This is a genomic window from Deinococcus proteolyticus MRP, from assembly GCF_000190555.1.
GTDB classification, from domain to species: domain Bacteria; phylum Deinococcota; class Deinococci; order Deinococcales; family Deinococcaceae; genus Deinococcus; species Deinococcus proteolyticus.
This window is the reverse complement of record NC_015161.1, coordinates 1,782,755-1,798,212: the sequence shown is the minus strand read 5'-3', so window position 1 is coordinate 1,798,212 and position 15,458 is coordinate 1,782,755. Positions and strand designations below refer to the sequence as shown.

14 protein-coding genes are annotated in these 15,458 nt (G+C 64.4%); 10 read left to right on the top strand and 4 right to left on the bottom strand.

Annotated features, from left to right (window positions below):
- Positions 1-23 precede the first annotated feature (23 nt).
- Complete coding sequence (gene pstS, locus DEIPR_RS08555; protein ID WP_013615429.1) at positions 24-1,052, top strand: phosphate ABC transporter substrate-binding protein PstS; 1,029 nt, start codon at positions 24-26, stop codon at positions 1,050-1,052.
- 184 nt (positions 1,053-1,236) lie between these two features.
- On the opposite strand, the gene DEIPR_RS08550 is transcribed toward pstS, so the two are convergent.
- Entirely contained in the window at positions 1,237-2,739 is a 1,503-nt protein-coding gene (locus DEIPR_RS08550) for a hypothetical protein (RefSeq protein WP_013615428.1), read from the bottom strand.
- Positions 2,740-2,828: 89 nt separating this feature from the next.
- Positions 2,829-4,310 (bottom strand): hypothetical protein, encoded by a 1,482-nt coding sequence (locus DEIPR_RS08545; RefSeq protein ID WP_013615427.1) that lies wholly within the window; start codon positions 4,308-4,310, stop codon positions 2,829-2,831.
- A gap of 589 nt (positions 4,311-4,899) precedes the next feature.
- Between DEIPR_RS08545 and pstC the strand changes: the two genes are divergently transcribed.
- The 5 genes from pstC (at position 4,900) to DEIPR_RS08520 (ending at position 10,241) form a co-directional block, all read left to right on the top strand.
- Entirely contained in the window at positions 4,900-5,901 is a 1,002-nt protein-coding gene (pstC, locus tag DEIPR_RS08540; RefSeq protein ID WP_013615426.1) for a phosphate ABC transporter permease subunit PstC, read from the top strand.
- Positions 5,898-6,785 (top strand): phosphate ABC transporter permease PstA, encoded by an 888-nt coding sequence (gene pstA / locus DEIPR_RS08535; protein WP_013615425.1) that lies wholly within the window; start codon positions 5,898-5,900, stop codon positions 6,783-6,785. Before pstC ends, pstA begins: the two co-directional genes overlap by 4 nt.
- A gap of 55 nt (positions 6,786-6,840) precedes the next feature.
- On the top strand, positions 6,841-7,599 hold the full coding sequence (pstB, locus tag DEIPR_RS08530) for a phosphate ABC transporter ATP-binding protein PstB (protein WP_013615424.1): 759 nt from the start codon (positions 6,841-6,843) through the stop codon (positions 7,597-7,599).
- Between the two features lie 199 nt (positions 7,600-7,798).
- Positions 7,799-9,337, top strand: coding sequence for a nitronate monooxygenase (locus DEIPR_RS08525; RefSeq protein WP_013615423.1), 1,539 nt, complete (start codon positions 7,799-7,801; stop codon positions 9,335-9,337).
- 241 nt (positions 9,338-9,578) lie between these two features.
- Positions 9,579-10,241 carry a phosphate signaling complex PhoU family protein gene (locus DEIPR_RS08520; RefSeq protein ID WP_013615422.1) on the top strand — a complete coding sequence of 221 codons (663 nt, stop codon included), beginning with the start codon at positions 9,579-9,581 and terminating at the stop codon, positions 10,239-10,241.
- A gap of 120 nt (positions 10,242-10,361) precedes the next feature.
- Here the strand turns inward: DEIPR_RS08520 and DEIPR_RS08515 are convergent, their stop codons facing one another.
- The gene (locus tag DEIPR_RS08515) at positions 10,362-10,565 is read right to left on the bottom strand and encodes a hypothetical protein (protein WP_013615421.1); all 204 of its coding nucleotides are present in this window, start codon (positions 10,563-10,565) and stop codon (positions 10,362-10,364) included.
- Positions 10,566-10,646: 81 nt separating this feature from the next.
- Here DEIPR_RS08515 and DEIPR_RS08510 point away from each other — a divergent pair, with 81 nt between their 5' ends.
- The 4 genes from DEIPR_RS08510 to DEIPR_RS08495 all read left to right on the top strand — a co-directional run bounded on the left by DEIPR_RS08510 (position 10,647) and on the right by DEIPR_RS08495 (position 14,476).
- Positions 10,647-11,369 carry a metallophosphoesterase gene (locus tag DEIPR_RS08510; protein ID WP_013615420.1) on the top strand — a complete coding sequence of 241 codons (723 nt, stop codon included), beginning with the start codon at positions 10,647-10,649 and terminating at the stop codon, positions 11,367-11,369.
- A 114-nt stretch (positions 11,370-11,483) separates the two neighbouring features.
- Complete coding sequence (locus DEIPR_RS08505) at positions 11,484-11,984, top strand: hypothetical protein (protein ID WP_013615419.1); 501 nt, start codon at positions 11,484-11,486, stop codon at positions 11,982-11,984.
- Positions 11,985-12,047: 63 nt separating this feature from the next.
- Positions 12,048-12,554, top strand: a complete 507-nt coding sequence (locus tag DEIPR_RS08500) for a hypothetical protein (protein WP_013615418.1) — start codon at positions 12,048-12,050, stop codon at positions 12,552-12,554.
- Positions 12,555-12,646: 92 nt separating this feature from the next.
- The gene (locus DEIPR_RS08495) at positions 12,647-14,476 is read left to right on the top strand and encodes an arginine--tRNA ligase (protein ID WP_013615417.1); all 1,830 of its coding nucleotides are present in this window, start codon (positions 12,647-12,649) and stop codon (positions 14,474-14,476) included.
- Positions 14,477-14,571: 95 nt separating this feature from the next.
- Here DEIPR_RS08495 and hpf read toward each other — a convergent pair whose 3' ends face one another.
- Entirely contained in the window at positions 14,572-15,132 is a 561-nt protein-coding gene (gene hpf / locus DEIPR_RS08490; RefSeq protein WP_013615416.1) for a ribosome hibernation-promoting factor, HPF/YfiA family, read from the bottom strand.
- Between the last annotated feature and the right edge of the window lie 326 nt (positions 15,133-15,458).

Here is a 15,458-nt window from a genome sequence, read left to right as displayed (position 1 = left end):
CTCGACACCCGCAGGCTTGACCTATGAAAAAGATGCTGACCCTGGCCCTGTCCCTGGTTGCCGCCGCTGGCGCAACCGCTTCTGCCCAGACCATTACCGGCGCTGGTGCATCCTTCCCCAACCCCCTGTACTCCAAGATGTTCGCTGAGTACAAGAAGCAGACCGGCGTGAGCGTGAACTACCAGTCGGTGGGCTCCGGCGCCGGCCAGAAGCAAATCATCAACCGCACCGTGGACTTCGGGGCCAGCGACAACCCCATGACCAACGACATGATGAAGCCCGCTCCCGCTGCCCTGCTGCACGTGCCCACTGCCATCGGCGCCGTGGTGCCCGCGTTCAACGTGCCCGGCGTGACCAGCATGAAGCTGACCGGCGAAACCCTGGCCGGCATCTACCTGGGCAGCATCAAGAAGTGGAACGACCCCAAGATTGTCGCCCTGAACCCCGGTGTGAAGCTGCCCGGCCTGCCCATCACCCCCGTGCGCCGCTCGGACTCCTCCGGCACCACCTACGTGTTCACCGACTACCTGAGCAGCGTGAACCCCACCTTCAAGAGCCGCGTGGGCCGTGGCAACTCGGTGAAGTGGCCCGTGGGCAGCGCCGCCAAGGGCAATGACGGCGTGGCCGGCGCTGTGAAGAGCACCCCCGGCTCCATCGGCTACGTGGAACTGGCCTACGCCAAGCAGAACCGCCTGCCCTTCGCCCAGTTGAAGAACAAGGCCGGCAACTGGATCACTGCTGACAACGGCCCCGCCTCGGCTGCCGCTGCTGGTGTGGTGATTCCCAGCGACACCCGCGTCAGCATCGTGAACTCGGGCAACGCTCAGGCCTGGCCCATCGCCAGCTTCACCTACGTGATCTTCTACAAAGAGCAGAAGTACGGTAACCGCACCCAGGCTCAGGCCAAGAACCTCAAGAACCTGCTGTGGTGGATGACCCACGACGGCCAGAAGTTCAACGAAGGTCTGGACTACGCCAAGCTGCCCGCCGGCGTCATGCCCAAGGTGGAAAAAGTCATCAAGAGCATGACCTACGGCGGTCAGGCCATCTAAGAACCTGTATCGAACCTGCAGCTTCTGCCAGGTGCTGGCTCAGTTCCCCAAGTGGAGCTGGGCCAGTTTTCGGCTGCATCTGAGCAGGAAGGCCGCACCCCCCAGAGCGGGTGAGGGTGCGGCTGGGGTTGGGCTAGGGCTGCGGCCTTTGCTGCGGCCCAGTGATGGAGCCAGAGCCGGGGGCTTACCAGCGCGGGTTCAGGTCGAAATCGTAGGGCAAGACGAACCGAATATCGGCGTAGCGGTCGTTCCCCAGTGCGGGCAAGGACAGGGGAGGAGTCACCTGCTCCAGAGTGCCTGGTTCTGCGCCGCCCTGCACATACAGGTACTCGCCGCGGCTCACCAGTTCGCTGATATACAGTTCAAAGACCGACGGGCTCAGGCGCTGCGTGCGGGTGATGCCAGACGTCATATTGCCCGCTGCCACAACATTTCCGCTGCCCACGACAAAGCGGCCGTCGCCCTTAAGCTGAAGCTGCTCGAAGGGCTTCAAGTAAGAGTCGCCGCTGCTCAGGCTCCCGAGCGGCAGCTCGACATTTTGCAGCGGAGTGCCGTCGGCGCTGAATGTCAGTAAGAGGGAGGTGTCTGCCTGAGGCTCAGCGTCGGCCTCTTCCGGCAATGGCCCGGCGGCCACCAAGAGGCCGACACCCTTCTCATGAGCGGCGACGTCACGGAGACTGACCGGCTGTGCGGAGTCCCAGAACACCTGCCACTCCACCTGACCGCCGCGCAGCTTGGTGATGCCGGCCACAGAGGGGCATGCTTCTAGGCAGGCCGGCTTGTAGGAAGTAAAGGTCGCCACATAGATGCTGCCGTCTGGAGCGGTGTCCATCTGGCTGCCGGTGTAGTGGTCGGCATACTGTCTGGGCGGCAGCAGCGTGTTGACATGGTCCACTTCCACATTGTCCCAGGCGTGATACGACAGCTCGTAAATCCTGGTGTTGACCGGAGCGTCGTAGGAGCCGTGGTAGTTCCACTCGTGAGGCGTGGAGACGACCACTCCCCGCTCACCGGCGCGCATTTCCGTTTTGCGGGTCAAAAACAGCGCAGGGTGGTAAGGACCGTCCACATTGGTGGTGCGGGGCTGGAGTGCCGAGTCGAGCAGCCGGATTTCCGTGTCCAGAGGAGCTTTGGGATTCAGCATGTCGGAGCTGTCACCGTAGGCATTCAGCGCGTAGATGTCCTGATCGGGCGCGTCCTCAGTCGCTGCAATCCAGGTTCCTTCGTACACTTCCCTGTACGGGTCAAAGCTGGCTTCTGGCCTGGGCACGGTGTAACGCTGCTGAGCCAGGAGCTCTCCGGTAGCGGCGTACTTGCGCAGCTCGAAATCCGAAGACTGCTCGTACCCACCAGTAGTGGTATCGGGCACCGTCAATTCACCCTGCGGTCCCACGGCGGCCCGACCACCTACGTGGTACGACGGGTAGGCCGGGATAGGCCCGGTCCAGCGGGTCGGGGAGCTGGCAGCCCGTTGTAGTCCGAGGGGTGACAGAGCTTGCGGAGCCAGCGGCAGGGGCCGGGCAGCAGGCAACTGAATGCGGCGGGACGTGAGGCCTTCACCCAGGACGGTGACCTGTTCCTGTGGAGCGGGTGCCGCCGGAGCAGCGGCCTTCGGGGCGGCTGGTATGTGGCCGCAGCTGACTGCCAGTAGGGAGAGTGAGAGCGCCGCAAAAAGCTTTCTGGTCATGGTGGCCTCCGGAGGGCACCCGTGATGTGGGGGCCCAGTGCCCTGATGTGGGGGCCCCGGCCCAGACAGGCTCCGAACCGGGGCGCGGCTTACCAGCGTGGATTCAGGTCGAAGTCGTAAGGCAGCACGAACTGCTCGGATTCGTAGCCGACAGGTTGGGGCAGCTCAGGCACAGGCACGGACGGCTGCACCTTGGCCAGGTCGCCCAGGTTGGCCGAACCCTGCACGTACAGGTACTCGCCCCGGCTCAGCAGGTGCCGCACTTCCAGGCCGGAATAGGTGTCGGCCAGTGTCTGCTTGCGGGTCATGCCCTGGGACAGATTCCCCGCTGCCAGGGTCTGCGCAGCTCCCAGCACAAAGCGGCCATCGGCCTTCAGCTGCAGTTGCCGGTAGACCAGGGGGAAGCCTGCGCTGTCGGTCTCCTCGGGCAGGTCCAGCTGCTGCAGGGGTTTGCCGTCAGCACCGAAGGTGAGCAGCGTGTTGCTCTCGACCGGCACTTCGCCGCCCCACTCGTTCACGCCAGGGCGGGAGCGGGTCACCAGCAGACCGGCGCCCTTTTCATGGGCCGCAATGTCCTCGGCGGCGACCGGCTCATCGGCGTCCCAGAACACCTGCCACTGCACCTGGCCGCCGCGCAGTTTGGTCAGCCCAGCCACTGAGGGACACGTCCTGACACAGTCCTTCTGGTAAGAGGTAAAGGTGGCGACATAAACGCTGCCGTCCGGTGCCGTGTCCATCTGGCTGCTGGTGTAGTTGTCGGCGTACTGGGTTGGGGGCAGCAGCACGTTGAGCTGGTCCATCTCCACGTTGTCCCAGGAGTGGTGGGACAGCTCGTAGACCCGGGTGCCCTGCGGGGCGCGCTGGGCGCCGTAGAAATTCCAGGGGCGTGGAGTAGAGACCACAATGCCCTGCTCCCCTGCGCGCACTTCCGTGCCGGAGGAAATCAGCAGCGGCAACTGGTAGGGTCCGTCGGCGTTGGTGGTGCGCGGCTGCAGCGCCCCGTTCATCAGGCGGATTTCAGCCTGGACCGGGCCCCGGGCGGGGTCCGGGTACATCCCGGAAGCGCTGCCGAAGATGTTCATCACGTACAGCTCCTGGTCTGGTGCATCCTCGGCACTGGCCACCCAGGCCTGGGAATAGGGCAGAGGTCGCCCGCCGCCCGGCGCGGTGCTGCCCGGCTTGGGCACGCTGTACCCATACTGCGCGAGCGGCTGACCGTTCGCCGCGTAGCGGTTCAGCTCGAAACGTGCAGCGACGTCTTTCGCTGCCGTGACTGTCAGTTCTCCCTGCGGTCCCACTGCGCCCCGTCCGGGCTGATACATGCTGTGCTGCAGAGGAACGGGGCCTGCCCAGTGCGGCAGGGCGGTGGCGTTCAGGCCAGCCGGGGTCAGCGCGGTGGCTGCCGCCAGGGGGCGGGCGGCAGGCAGTTGGATGCGCTGGGACACCGGGCTTTCGCCCAGGACGGTAACTGCTTCCGGCAGCGCAGACGCAGAAGCCTGCGGCTGAGCAGGAGCCGCGCCGCAGCCGATTACCAGCAGCGCAAGGGAAATCAGGGACAGGGTTTTCGACATGAATCCTCCAGCGGGGAAAAAGGCTGGGCCGGGGCCGACAGCAGGTGGGAACAGTGGGAGACGAGTGAACCGGTAAATAACTTTGCCCTTCATTCTAAACGCAGAATGAAAACTTACAAGAACATTAAAAATTCCAAAGTGAAGGTAGGAAACCTTATCTAGGAGGGAGTTTTTTCGATCAGAAGGCCTCCGGCTAACGCTGGTTAACCGGTCGGCTCTCCTCATCGAGTCTTAATTTGGTGAGGTGGTGAGGTCCCTCTCGGGTGGCGTGACCTCATGCCCTGCAAGTCTGCCGCCCTATAGGTCCCGTGCCTTGCAAATGGTCGGGCCTGGTCAGGTGGGGCCGGGTCTAGTCAAGTAAGGCCAGGTCGGGGTGTGCCTCTGCTGGTTTCCATGCCCACAGCTGTATTTGCGGCTCCTGCGGCCACGCCTTAAGTCTGGAGGGCCCCTTTGGCAGGCCCGAGCCTCTGTACAGCGGGGAAAACCCGGCCGGGCTGACCTTCAGCTGACAAAACGCCATTCAACTGAAAGGGATGCAGCAGTCCTCCCCCTGCCACGCCTTTTCCTCTGTACCCCAAGGAAGTGAGCCATGAGTCAAGCCGCCAAGCGTCCTCCAGGGCGTGGCCTCAGCAGCCGCAGCGATGTTGTTTTCCGCAATGTCATTATCGGCCTTTCGATGGTGATTGCCCTTATCTTCCTGCTCAGCATCTATCAGCTGGCGACCGTCTCATGGCCTACCCTGAGCAACTTCGGCCTGAGCTTCTATACCACCCGCATCTGGGACCCGGTGAACAATGTTTACGGCGCCCTGTCCATGGTCATCGGCACGCTGATCACCAGCATGATTGCGCTGGCCATCAGTGTGCCGCTGGCAATTGCCAGTGCGCTATTCATCGCCGAGTACTCGCCCAAGTGGCTGGCTGGCCCGGTCGGCTACCTGATTGAGCTGCTCGCCGCCGTACCCAGCGTGGTGTACGGTCTGTGGGCGCTGGTGGTGATTGCTCCCAAGCTGGCCGAATGGCAGCTGACCTATTTCACCGACCCCGCCAAGCTGGAAACCTATTCGGCCTGCCAGGAGCTGTGGATGCAGGGCACCACCAACTTCCAGTGCTTTTTCGTGCCTTCGGCGGCGGACGGACGCGGCCTGGCGCTCGCCACCCTGATTCTGACCGTGATGATTCTGCCCTACACCGCTTCGGTGGCCCGCGACGTGATCAATCTGGTGCCCCGCGACCAGCGCGAAGCCATGTACGCGCTGGGTGCCACCAAGTGGGAAGTGATTTCCAAAGCCGTGCTGCCCTACGCCCGCGCCGGCATCATGGGCGGCGTGCTGCTGGCCCTGGGCCGCGCCTTGGGCGAAACCCTGGCCGTGGCAATGGTGATTGGCGACAGCCAGGCCCCGCTGACCAGCCTGTGGCAGAACTTCTCCACCATGGCCTCGGTGATTGCCAACCAGTTCGGTGATGCGCAGCAAGAACTGCACCGCTCCAGCGTGCTGGCCCTGGGTCTGACCCTGTTCTTCGTGTCGGTCATCGTGAACATTCTGGCCCGCGTGGTCATCAAGAAACTCACTCCGGAGGGCATCAAATGAGTGCCGTTCAGCAGAATACGGCGGCTACGCGCCGCGCCGTGCCGGGCCTCAGCCCCGCCCGCAAGTTCACCAACTCCCTGATGGGCGGCCTGATTGGCCTGGGCACCCTGCTGGTGGTCGCCCCGCTGCTCCTCATTTTCTACTACCTGCTGACCACTGGCCTGCAGGCGCTCAGCCCCGAATTCTTTACCCAGACGCCTGCTCCGCTGGGTGAAACCGGCGGCGGCCTGAAAAACGCCATCATCGGCAGCGTCACCATGCTGGGCATGGCTTCGGTTATCGGCATTCTGGTCGGCGTGGCAGGCGGCATCTTCCTGTCCGAGTACCCCCGCCACCCCCTGATGCCCACCGTGCGGATGCTCAGCGACGTGCTGGCCGGTATTCCCGCCATCGTAATGGGTCTGGTGGTGTACGGTCTGCTGGTGCTCCAGTTCGGCTTTTCGGGCCTGGCCGGCTCTATCGCGCTGGGCTTCCTGATGATTCCTATCGTGGTGCGGACCACCGAAGAAACCCTCAAGCTGGTGCCCCGCGCCACCCGTGAAGCGGGTCTGGCCCTGGGTCTGCCCAACTGGAAAGTGATTCTGCAAATCGTGCTACCTGCCGCTGCCGGCGGTATCGTGACCGGCATCATGCTGGCGCTGGCCCGCGTGGCCGGTGAAGCTGCGCCGCTGCTGTTCACGGCTTTCGGCAACAACGCCGTGACCACCAATCTCACCCAGCCGATGAGCGCCCTGCCTGTAGAAATCTTCAAGCTGGCCACCAGCGCCTACGAAACCGACCGCCAGCTGGCCCAGGCCGCTTCTCTGGTACTGATTCTCCTGATTCTGATTACCAGCCTGCTGGCCCGCTACTTCAGCAGTCCGCGCAAAATGCGCGTCAAGTAACCGACCCCTTTTCGCCCCTCATTCCAGCCGCTGACCCCGAGCAAGGAGCCTGCCCATGACCCCCATCCTGGTAGCCAAAGACGTAGACATCTTTTACGGTGATTTTCACGCCATCAAAAAAGTCAGCATGAATGCCGAAATCGGCACCGTGAACGCTCTCATCGGTCCTTCGGGCTGTGGTAAGACCACCTTCCTGCGCGCGCTGAACCGCATGCACGACATGACCCCTGGTGCCCGCGTAGAAGGCACCATTCAGGTGGATGGCCAGAATATCTACGGCCCTGGCGTGGACCCCGTCGTCATGCGCCGGCGCATCGGCATGGTGTTCCAAAAGCCCAATCCGTTCCCCACCATGAGTGTGTTCGACAACACCGTGGCGGGCCTCAAGCTGGCGGGCATCCGCGACAAGAACCAGCTGATGGAAGTGGCCGAGCGCTCCCTACGCGGCGCGGCCCTGTGGGAAGAAGTCAAGGACCGCCTGCACATGCCGGGCATGGGCCTTTCGGGCGGTCAGCAGCAGCGTCTATGCATTGCCCGCGCTCTGGCCGTACAGCCCGACGTGCTGCTGATGGACGAGCCGACCTCGGCGCTCGACCCGGCCAGCACCGCCAAGATCGAAGAGCTGATGAGCGAGCTGAAAAAGGTCACCACCATCCTGATCGTGACCCACAATATGCAGCAGGCCGCCCGTATCAGCGATACCTGCTCGGTGTTCCTGAACGGCGACATGATTGAGCACGGCCCCACCGAGCAGATTTTCCAGAACCCGCAGGACAAGCGCACCGAAGACTACGTCTCGGGCCGCTTCGGCTAAAGCGCCGCGCTGGGAAGCCCCACCCGCCTCCACCTATTGCTTTTCTTGACCCCGTTCCCAGACGGGGTCTTTCCCATATTTGGCCCTCTAGACTGCGCCCTAAGCTGGACTTGTTCTATCTCTTCAACCATCTGTTCGACCCAGTGGCCGCTTCCCGGCTTTTGCAATTTCACCCTTTCCCCTTTTTCAAGGAGCTTCCATGTCTCAGCCTGTACTTCCGCAACCGCTGCCCCAGATTATTCAGGGCGGTATGGGCGTCGCCATTTCCGACTGGCGGCTGGCCCGCGCCGTGGCGACCGCCGGACAACTCGGTATCGTGTCGGGCACCGGCATCGACAGCCTGCTGACCCGCCGCCTGCAAGACGGCGACCCCGACGGCAGCACCCGCCGCGCCCTCTCACACTTTCCCAACCCCGAACTGGCCCAGCGTGCCCTGGACACCTACTTTCTGGAAGGGGGCCGCGCTGAGGGGCAGCCCTACAAGCGCGTACCGCTGCCCAGCGTAGGCCGCCTGAATCCCGCCTGGGAACTGGCGATTGTGGGCGGCTTCGTGGAAACCTGGCTGGCGAAGGAAGGCCACAGTGGGCAGGTGGGCATGAACCTGCTCACCAAACTGCAGATGCACACCATCCCGCCGCTGCTGGGCGCGATGCTGGCGGGCGTGGATTTCGTGATTATGGGCGCCGGCATTCCCCGCGACATTCCTGCCGTGTTGGACAACTTCGCCATCGGTCAGGCGGCCACCATCAAGCTGGACGTGAAGGGCGAACCCACCGACCACTCCACTCGCCTGACCCTGGACCCCGCCGAGTACGGCCTGGACCTGGACAGCCTGGGCCTCAGCAGCCTCAAGCGGCCCAACTTCCTGCCCATCATCACCTCGCATGTGCTGGCACAGACGCTGGCCCGCAAGGCGAGCGGCAGCGTGGAAGGCTTCGTGATTGAAGCCCCCACTGCGGGCGGCCACAACGCTCCCCCACGCGGCAAGATGCAACTGGACGACCTGGGCCAGCCCATCTACTCCGAGCGCGACCTAGCCGATCTGGAGCAGATGCGCGACCTGGGCCTGCCGTTCTGGCTGGCGGGCGGCAGCGGCAGCCCTGAAGGCTTGCAGCACGCGCTGAGCGAAGGCGCAGCAGGGATTCAGGTGGGCACGCTGTTCGCCTACTGCACCGACTCGGGCATGGACGATGGCCTGCGCCGTGAAGCGCTCACCCAAATCAGGGCCGGTGCGGGCCTGCGGACCGACCCCCTTGCCTCGCCCACCGGGTTTCCCTTCAAGGTGGTGCAGCTCTCGCATACCCTCGCCAACGCGCAGCTTTACGCCGAGCGCACCCGGATTTGCGATATCGGCTACCTGCGTGAAGCCTACTGGGAAGAAGTCAAGGACGGTAAAGAGGGCAAAATCGGCCTGCGCTGCGCTTCCGAACCTATCGAGACCTATGTACGCAAGGGCGGCAGTCTGGAAGCCACGGTGGGCCGCAAGTGCCTATGCAACGGCCTGATGGCTGACGCCGGCTTCCCGCAGATTCAAAAGGGCGGCGAAATCGAGTTGCCCCTGCTGACCAGCGGTGATGATGTGGTCAAGCTGGCACACTGGCAGGACCGCTTCAGTGCCGGTGAGGTCATCCGCTATCTGCTGGGGCAGTGGCAGCCGGCCAGCGACGGAGTGGTGGCGGGGCAGGCGACGGGAGAAAGTGACCCGGCGCAGGTGCCCAGCATGGCGGGCCACCTCTAGGCCGTGGCTGGGCTACAGCTGGCCCGGCCTTGTCCGCTTCGGAACGGCTCCTCCCTGCCATCTGGAGTGCTGCGCGGGGTCCATGGCTGGAAGGCCGGCCTGACCCCTTCGTCTGTGGCCTCCGGGCACTTGCTACCGGCCTATGCTAGACCGAGTCAAAAACTACATCTTTCGTTCAGGATTCAGCTTTTGGCCTGGTTCTTGACGGCCGGTTGACCACCCACCCGCATATTCTGAGCAAATGTTGCACGCCGCCCGCACCACCCTGCTGACTGCTGGTCTGCTCCGCATGATTTCGATTGCGTTGGAGCAGCTGCAGGCTGTCCGGGCGGCGTCTGAGCGGGCCGAGTTCGCGGGGCTGTCGGCCACCGCCAACCGCCTGGAAGCCGAAACCGACCGCTTGGAACGCGACATTGAGGGCCAGTGCCTGCAGGCCTTTGCCGAGGACCAGCGCAGCGGCACGCCGGAGTTCTACCTGATGGTGTTCCGCAGCTTGACCCATCTGGAGCGTGTGGGCGACTACGCGTTCGGGGTGGCGTCCGACCTGGAGCGGCTGGCCCCCCGCACCCGCAGCGCCACCTTGCAGGACGTGCTGCCTATCACGGTACACCTGACCGAGATGCTGGAGCTGCTGGCCTACGCCATCACCGAACGCGACCTGGAAGCCGCCCGCCGAGTGCAGCGCATGGACTTCGAGGACGTAGATGCCCTCTACGAGCAGATGCTACGGGCCAGCCTCACCCGGCTGCGCGAGCGTCCCGAAGACCACGAGATTGCTCTGGCCGCCAACCGCATGGCCCGTAACTTGGAACGTTTGGGTGACCACGTCGGGCATGTGGCGGCCCGGCTGGAGCGTTACCTGCTGACCGAGGAGGACCGGCAGCGTATGCGTCAGGCCAACTGACTGGATGTCCCGGTCGGTTGGCCTGCTTTTGTGTCTGGTGGGCTTCATCCTGCTGGGGGGTTGGCCCCTGCCCGCCATTTCACCTGCTCGGCGCTGCCACAGGCAGTTCCGGCGCAGAGGTCAATCAATCATGGATTCGACGCGCTCCTTGAGGTCGCCGTTCTCGTCCATCATGCCGGTGCTGTCCACGCCCCGGTCCTGGGTGCCGGGGCCGTCCTGCACCACGCCGCTGTCGCGCTGAGGGTAGCCGACCTGGCTGCCGGCCGGGTCACGGGGTTCCACGTCGTTGGGGCGAATCACTTCATCACTGGTATGTCCGGTCATGGCTGTAGGCTAGACCCGGCGTGGCCGGAGCGGATGCGCGCAAGCTAAAGCGGCCTGAACCTTCCGGCGGGCGCAGCCTATATGCTGGACCCCGTGCGTGTGTTTGCCCTGGCCGACCTTCACCTGTCTGCGGTGTCCCCTAAGCCGATGACGATTTTCGGCCCTGGCTGGGCGGAGCATCCCCAGGCCATCTTCGCGCAGTGGCCGCAGGTGGTGGATGAAGGCGACCTGGTGCTGCTTCCTGGCGACCTGTCCTGGGCCATGACGCTGGACGACGCGCTGGTGGACTTGCAGCAGGTGGCGGCGCTTCCCGGTGAAAAGGTGATTCTGCGCGGCAACCACGACTACTGGTGGTCTAGCCTCTCCAAGTTGCGGGCGCGGCTGCCGGAGCGAATGCATGCCATTCAGAACGACGCCCTGCGCTTCGGCCCTCCCGGGGCGGGCGTGGTGGTCTGCGGCACGCGGGGCTGGGACACGCCGGGGCACAACCCGCTGGAAGCGCAGGACGACAAGATTCTCAGCCGCGAGGCCGAGCGCCTGCGCCTGAGCCTCGCCGCGGCGGCCCGCCTGCGGCAGCCGGGCGACCGCCTGATTGTGATGCTGCATTACCCGCCGGCCAGCCCGCCATTTCAGCCCAACATGCTGACCCCGCTGCTGGCCGAATCCGGCGCCGACCAGATCGTGTTCGGGCATCTGCATGGGGTGCCGCCCGAGCGCACCGTACAGCAGGTGGGCGGTATTCCCGCCTGCTTGGTGGCTGCCGATGCACTGGCTTTCCGGCCCCGGCTGCTGCTGGAGCTGTAGCTCTGCGCTGCGTCCTGACCCCTGACAGCCCGTCCTGATTCCTGACAGCCAAGGGTGAACGCCGGTTCAGAATGCTTCAGCCTGCCATCAACTTGGCGCACTACTCTGAACAGCATGAAGAAGTTGACTCTGACCGTGCTGGCCGCCCTGGGCGGCGCTGCTTTCGCCCAGATGTCTGCCGGTGGCCCCGGCGTACCCGCTCAGGAGGACGCCCAGGCAGTGGCTGCACCTGCCGGCCTGACGGCCCGCACCTCGGTGACCCGCTACACCAGCAGCCCCGTGCGCCTGACCATGACCGTTGCGAATCAGACCGGCCGTGAGCAGGAACTGAGTGCACCGCGCGACAACCGCCAGGACTGCGCGGCCGGCCCGCTGGTGCGCGTGCTCGAAGTGGGCACCCGCAACGTGGTCTACCCACCTGCAGGTAACGGCAACGCCATGCTGTGTGCCCAGGACCTGTTCGTGAAAACCGTGGCTGCGGGCGGCTCGGTGCGGCTGGAACGCACCCTGAACCTGCCGGCTGGCGACTACATGATTGAAAGCTGGTTCAGCGGGAACGCCGCTGACGGCAAAGTGAGGCTGGCCGCCGAGCCGGTGCGCGTCACCGTCTGGTAAAGCTGGCTCAGGGGGCCGCCAAGCCATAAGGCGCCCTAAGCCCGGCAGTTTACTCTGCATGCCATGAACAAAGTGTCTTCTCTGACATTGTTGGCTGCCCTGAGTGCGTCCGTTCTGCCTACGGCGCAGGCGGCTCCTGCCGTGGTTGGCACGGTGACCTCTATCGCTTCAGCGCCCGTGTGCCGCGAGTTGGGCTGCCGCCTGCTGGGAAGCCGGATAGACCGCAGTGGTCCCGGCAACCCGCTGAACGTGTCCACTTATACGCTGCCGCAGGGCCAGCGGTTGGAAGAAACCCGGCTGCAGCTGCCCGGCCAAGCTGGTCACGGCCAGATCGTGCGGCTGCGTTATGACCGGGGCAACTCGTCCTATGGCGCAGTGAACGCCGCCAAGCTGGCCTCGGTCGCCGCGGGGCGGGCAGTCACGGCGGCGCAGGTGCGGGCTTGCTGGAACCGGGGCGTGACCCCTACCAGCTCACCCCGGATCATCTCGCAGCGCGGGTTCAACGACCCACTGGTAACCTGCGAAGTGCGCGCTGGGCGGCAGACGGTCACCGTCAGCCTTTCTCTGTAACATTTTCCTGGAACGGGCTTCTGCCGGGGCAGCTGGGGGGCTGCCTGCCCAGCCGGCTCCGCGCTCCGGTCCCCGCGCTACTATTCTGAGTTATGGAACTCAAGGCGCAGCTCAAGCAAGCCGTTCAGCAGGCCGCCCAGGCGCTGGGTGCGGAACTGGACCCCGCCATTCAGGAAACTCCCGCCGGCAAGAAGGGCGACTACGGGACGCCCGCCGCCTTTCAGCTGGCCAAGATGCTGGGCCGCAACCCCGCCGAAGTGGCGCAGGACCTGGCCCGCAGCATCCAGCTGCCTGCCGGGATTGCCCGTGTAGAGGCTGCCGGTCCCTTCCTGAACTTCTTCGTGGACGTGGCCGACTTCGTGCGCGGTGTCGTGGAGAACCCCACCCCCATGCCGCAGCAGGAGGGCAAGGTGGTGATTGAGCACACCTCGGTCAACCCCAACAAGGAACTGCACGTGGGCCACCTGCGCAACGTGGTGCTGGGCGACTCGCTGGCGCGGATTATGCGGGCAGCGGGGCACACGGTGGAAGTCCAGAACTACATTGACGACACCGGCCGGCAAGCCGCCGAGTCGCTGTTTGCCCGCGACTTCTACCACCTGGAGTGGGACGGACAGGAGAAGTACGACCACTGGATGGGCAAAGGGTACGTGCGCCTGAACGCCGACCCAGCCAAGCCGGAGCAGGAAGAAGGCATCCGCGCCGTGATGCACCGCCTGGAAGCGGGCGAGCTGCGCGCCGAAATCGAGCGTATCGTGCAGGCCCACCTGGACACCTGCTTTCGCCTGGGCGCCCGCTATGACCTGCTGAACTGGGAGTCCGATGTGGTCGGCAGCGGCTTCCTGAGCAAGGCCATGAACATTCTCGAAGAAAGCCGCTACACCTCGCGCCCCACCGAGGGCAAGTACGCCGGCGCCTTCGTGATGGACGTGTCCGAGTTCATGCCTGGGCTGGAAGAACCCAACGTGGTGCTGGTCCGCTCCGACGGCACGGCCATGTACGCCGCCAAGGACATCGGTTACCAGTTCTGGAAATTCGGCCTGTTCGAGGGAATGAAATTCAAGCCGTTCGCCACCGACCCCGAAGGCAACACGGTTTGGACCAGCGCCCCCGACGGCGAACCCGATACTGAGCGGCGCTTCGGGCATGCCGCCGAAGTCATCAACGTGATTGACTCGCGCCAGAACCACCCGCAGACGGTGGTGCGCTCCAGCCTTGGCGTGGCGGGCGAGCAGGAGAAGAAGGACCGCTCCATTCACCTCTCCTACGCTTTCGTGACGCTGGAAGGCCAGACCATCAGCGGACGCAAGGGCATTGCCGTGGCTGCCGATGAAGTGATGGATGAAGCAGTGCAGCGCTCGCTGAAGCTGCTGGGTGAAATCAACCCCGAACTGGCCGCCCGCGAGGACGCCGCCGAAATAGCCCGCCGCATCGGGATTGGGGCCATCCGCTTCGCCATGCTCAAGGCCGAGCCGACCCGCCAGATTGATTTCCGCTGGGACTCTGCGCTGGCCCTGACCGGCGACACTGCGCCCTACGTGCAGTACGCGGCGGTGCGGGCGGGCAACATCCTCCGCAAGGCTGAGGCTGAAGGCTACGCAGTAGACGGCAGTGGAGCCGACTGGGCCGCGCTACCCGACATTGACCTGGCCCTGGCAAAAGCGGTGGCCCGCCTGCCCGAAGTGGTGGAGCAGGCCACCCGCATCCACTCGCCGCACGTGGTGGCGCAGTACGCGCTGGACCTGGCGACCACCTTCAATAGCTGGTACAACGCCAAAGACAAGGTGGGCAAGCCTGCGACCAATGTGCTGCAATCTCCGGAAGGTCTGCGCGAAGCCCGCCTGGCCCTGGTAGGCCGCGTGCGCCGCGCCTTTGAGGAGACGCTGGACCTGATTGGAATTGAGGTTCCGGCGGCGATGTGAGGCGACTGACGCCGCGTCTGAAGGTCTAAAAGTCGAAGGGTCTAAGGAATTTGAAACCTTAGACCCTTCGACTTCTAGACTCTTAGACCTATTTCCTATTTCGGTTCAATCAGCCCGTAGTGCCCGTCCTTGCGGCGGTACACCACGCCGCAGCTGTCGGTGTCCATGTTCTTGAATACGTAGAAATCGTGTCCCAGCGCTTCCATCTGGAAGACGGCGTCCTGCGGGGTCATCGGGCGCATTTCGAACTGCTTTTGCCGCACAATTTCGGGCTGAAGTTCGGCGTCGTCCTCGGCCGTCTGGGCGGCCAGCTCGGCGGGGCCGGGTTGGGGCTGGGGGGCACCTTCTTGGCGCTGCTTGAGCAGCCGGGTTTTGAACTTGCGCAGCTGGCGCTCCAGCACGTCGCTGGCCTTGTCTATGGCCGCGTACATGTCTGCGTGTGTCTCCTCGGCGCGGATAATGCCGTGTGGAACGTTAATCTGGACCTCGACCCGGTTGCGCCGCGCTGCATTTTTCACGTCGCGCACCGTCAGGGTCACGCGCGCACTGGTGATATCGCCGTTGAAACGGTCCAGGCGCGAAAGCTTCTCGTCCACGTAGCCACGCAGGGGGTCGGTGATTTCCACACCACGGCCAGACAGCTGAGCAATGTTCACTAGACACCTCTTTCCGTTTTGGTTGCTGTCAGCCACTGGCCTCTACGGGGTACACCCGCGCAGGGCACGCGATAATGGAACACAGAGACAGCCGCGCAGTGGCTGGGTGCAAAGTCTCCTCCTGCAGAGTTGGGCGGGAGCTGGAGCGGCCGGTGGGAGCGGTGATGACCGTCTCAGGTCTGGCCCTGGGGCCTGCAGGGGAGGGTTGTCTTCTGTGGGTCTCACTGTATCCGGGTGTCAGCGCCGTGTCAGCCGGGGGGCTTACCGTGTGGCTGCAGGACATGAGCTATGCTGAATCTTGGTGCTGGGCAGAACAGCAATACCGC

What these genes read in the sequence shown, in the direction of transcription:
- pstS (WP_013615429.1), top strand. Translation starts at nt 24, where the DNA reads ATGAAAAAGATGCTGACCCTGGCCCTGTCCCTGGTTGCCGCCGCTGGC.
- DEIPR_RS08550 (WP_013615428.1), bottom strand. Translation starts at nt 2,739, where the DNA reads ATGACCAGAAAGCTTTTTGCGGCGCTCTCACTCTCCCTACTGGCAGTC.
- DEIPR_RS08545 (WP_013615427.1), bottom strand. Translation starts at nt 4,310, where the DNA reads ATGTCGAAAACCCTGTCCCTGATTTCCCTTGCGCTGCTGGTAATCGGC.
- pstC (WP_013615426.1), top strand. Translation starts at nt 4,900, where the DNA reads ATGAGTCAAGCCGCCAAGCGTCCTCCAGGGCGTGGCCTCAGCAGCCGC.
- pstA (WP_013615425.1), top strand. Translation starts at nt 5,898, where the DNA reads ATGAGTGCCGTTCAGCAGAATACGGCGGCTACGCGCCGCGCCGTGCCG.
- pstB (WP_013615424.1), top strand. Translation starts at nt 6,841, where the DNA reads ATGACCCCCATCCTGGTAGCCAAAGACGTAGACATCTTTTACGGTGAT.
- DEIPR_RS08525 (WP_013615423.1), top strand. Translation starts at nt 7,799, where the DNA reads ATGTCTCAGCCTGTACTTCCGCAACCGCTGCCCCAGATTATTCAGGGC.
- DEIPR_RS08520 (WP_013615422.1), top strand. Translation starts at nt 9,579, where the DNA reads ATGTTGCACGCCGCCCGCACCACCCTGCTGACTGCTGGTCTGCTCCGC.
- DEIPR_RS08515 (WP_013615421.1), bottom strand. Translation starts at nt 10,565, where the DNA reads ATGACCGGACATACCAGTGATGAAGTGATTCGCCCCAACGACGTGGAA.
- DEIPR_RS08510 (WP_013615420.1), top strand. Translation starts at nt 10,647, where the DNA reads ATGCTGGACCCCGTGCGTGTGTTTGCCCTGGCCGACCTTCACCTGTCT.
- DEIPR_RS08505 (WP_013615419.1), top strand. Translation starts at nt 11,484, where the DNA reads ATGAAGAAGTTGACTCTGACCGTGCTGGCCGCCCTGGGCGGCGCTGCT.
- DEIPR_RS08500 (WP_013615418.1), top strand. Translation starts at nt 12,048, where the DNA reads ATGAACAAAGTGTCTTCTCTGACATTGTTGGCTGCCCTGAGTGCGTCC.
- DEIPR_RS08495 (WP_013615417.1), top strand. Translation starts at nt 12,647, where the DNA reads ATGGAACTCAAGGCGCAGCTCAAGCAAGCCGTTCAGCAGGCCGCCCAG.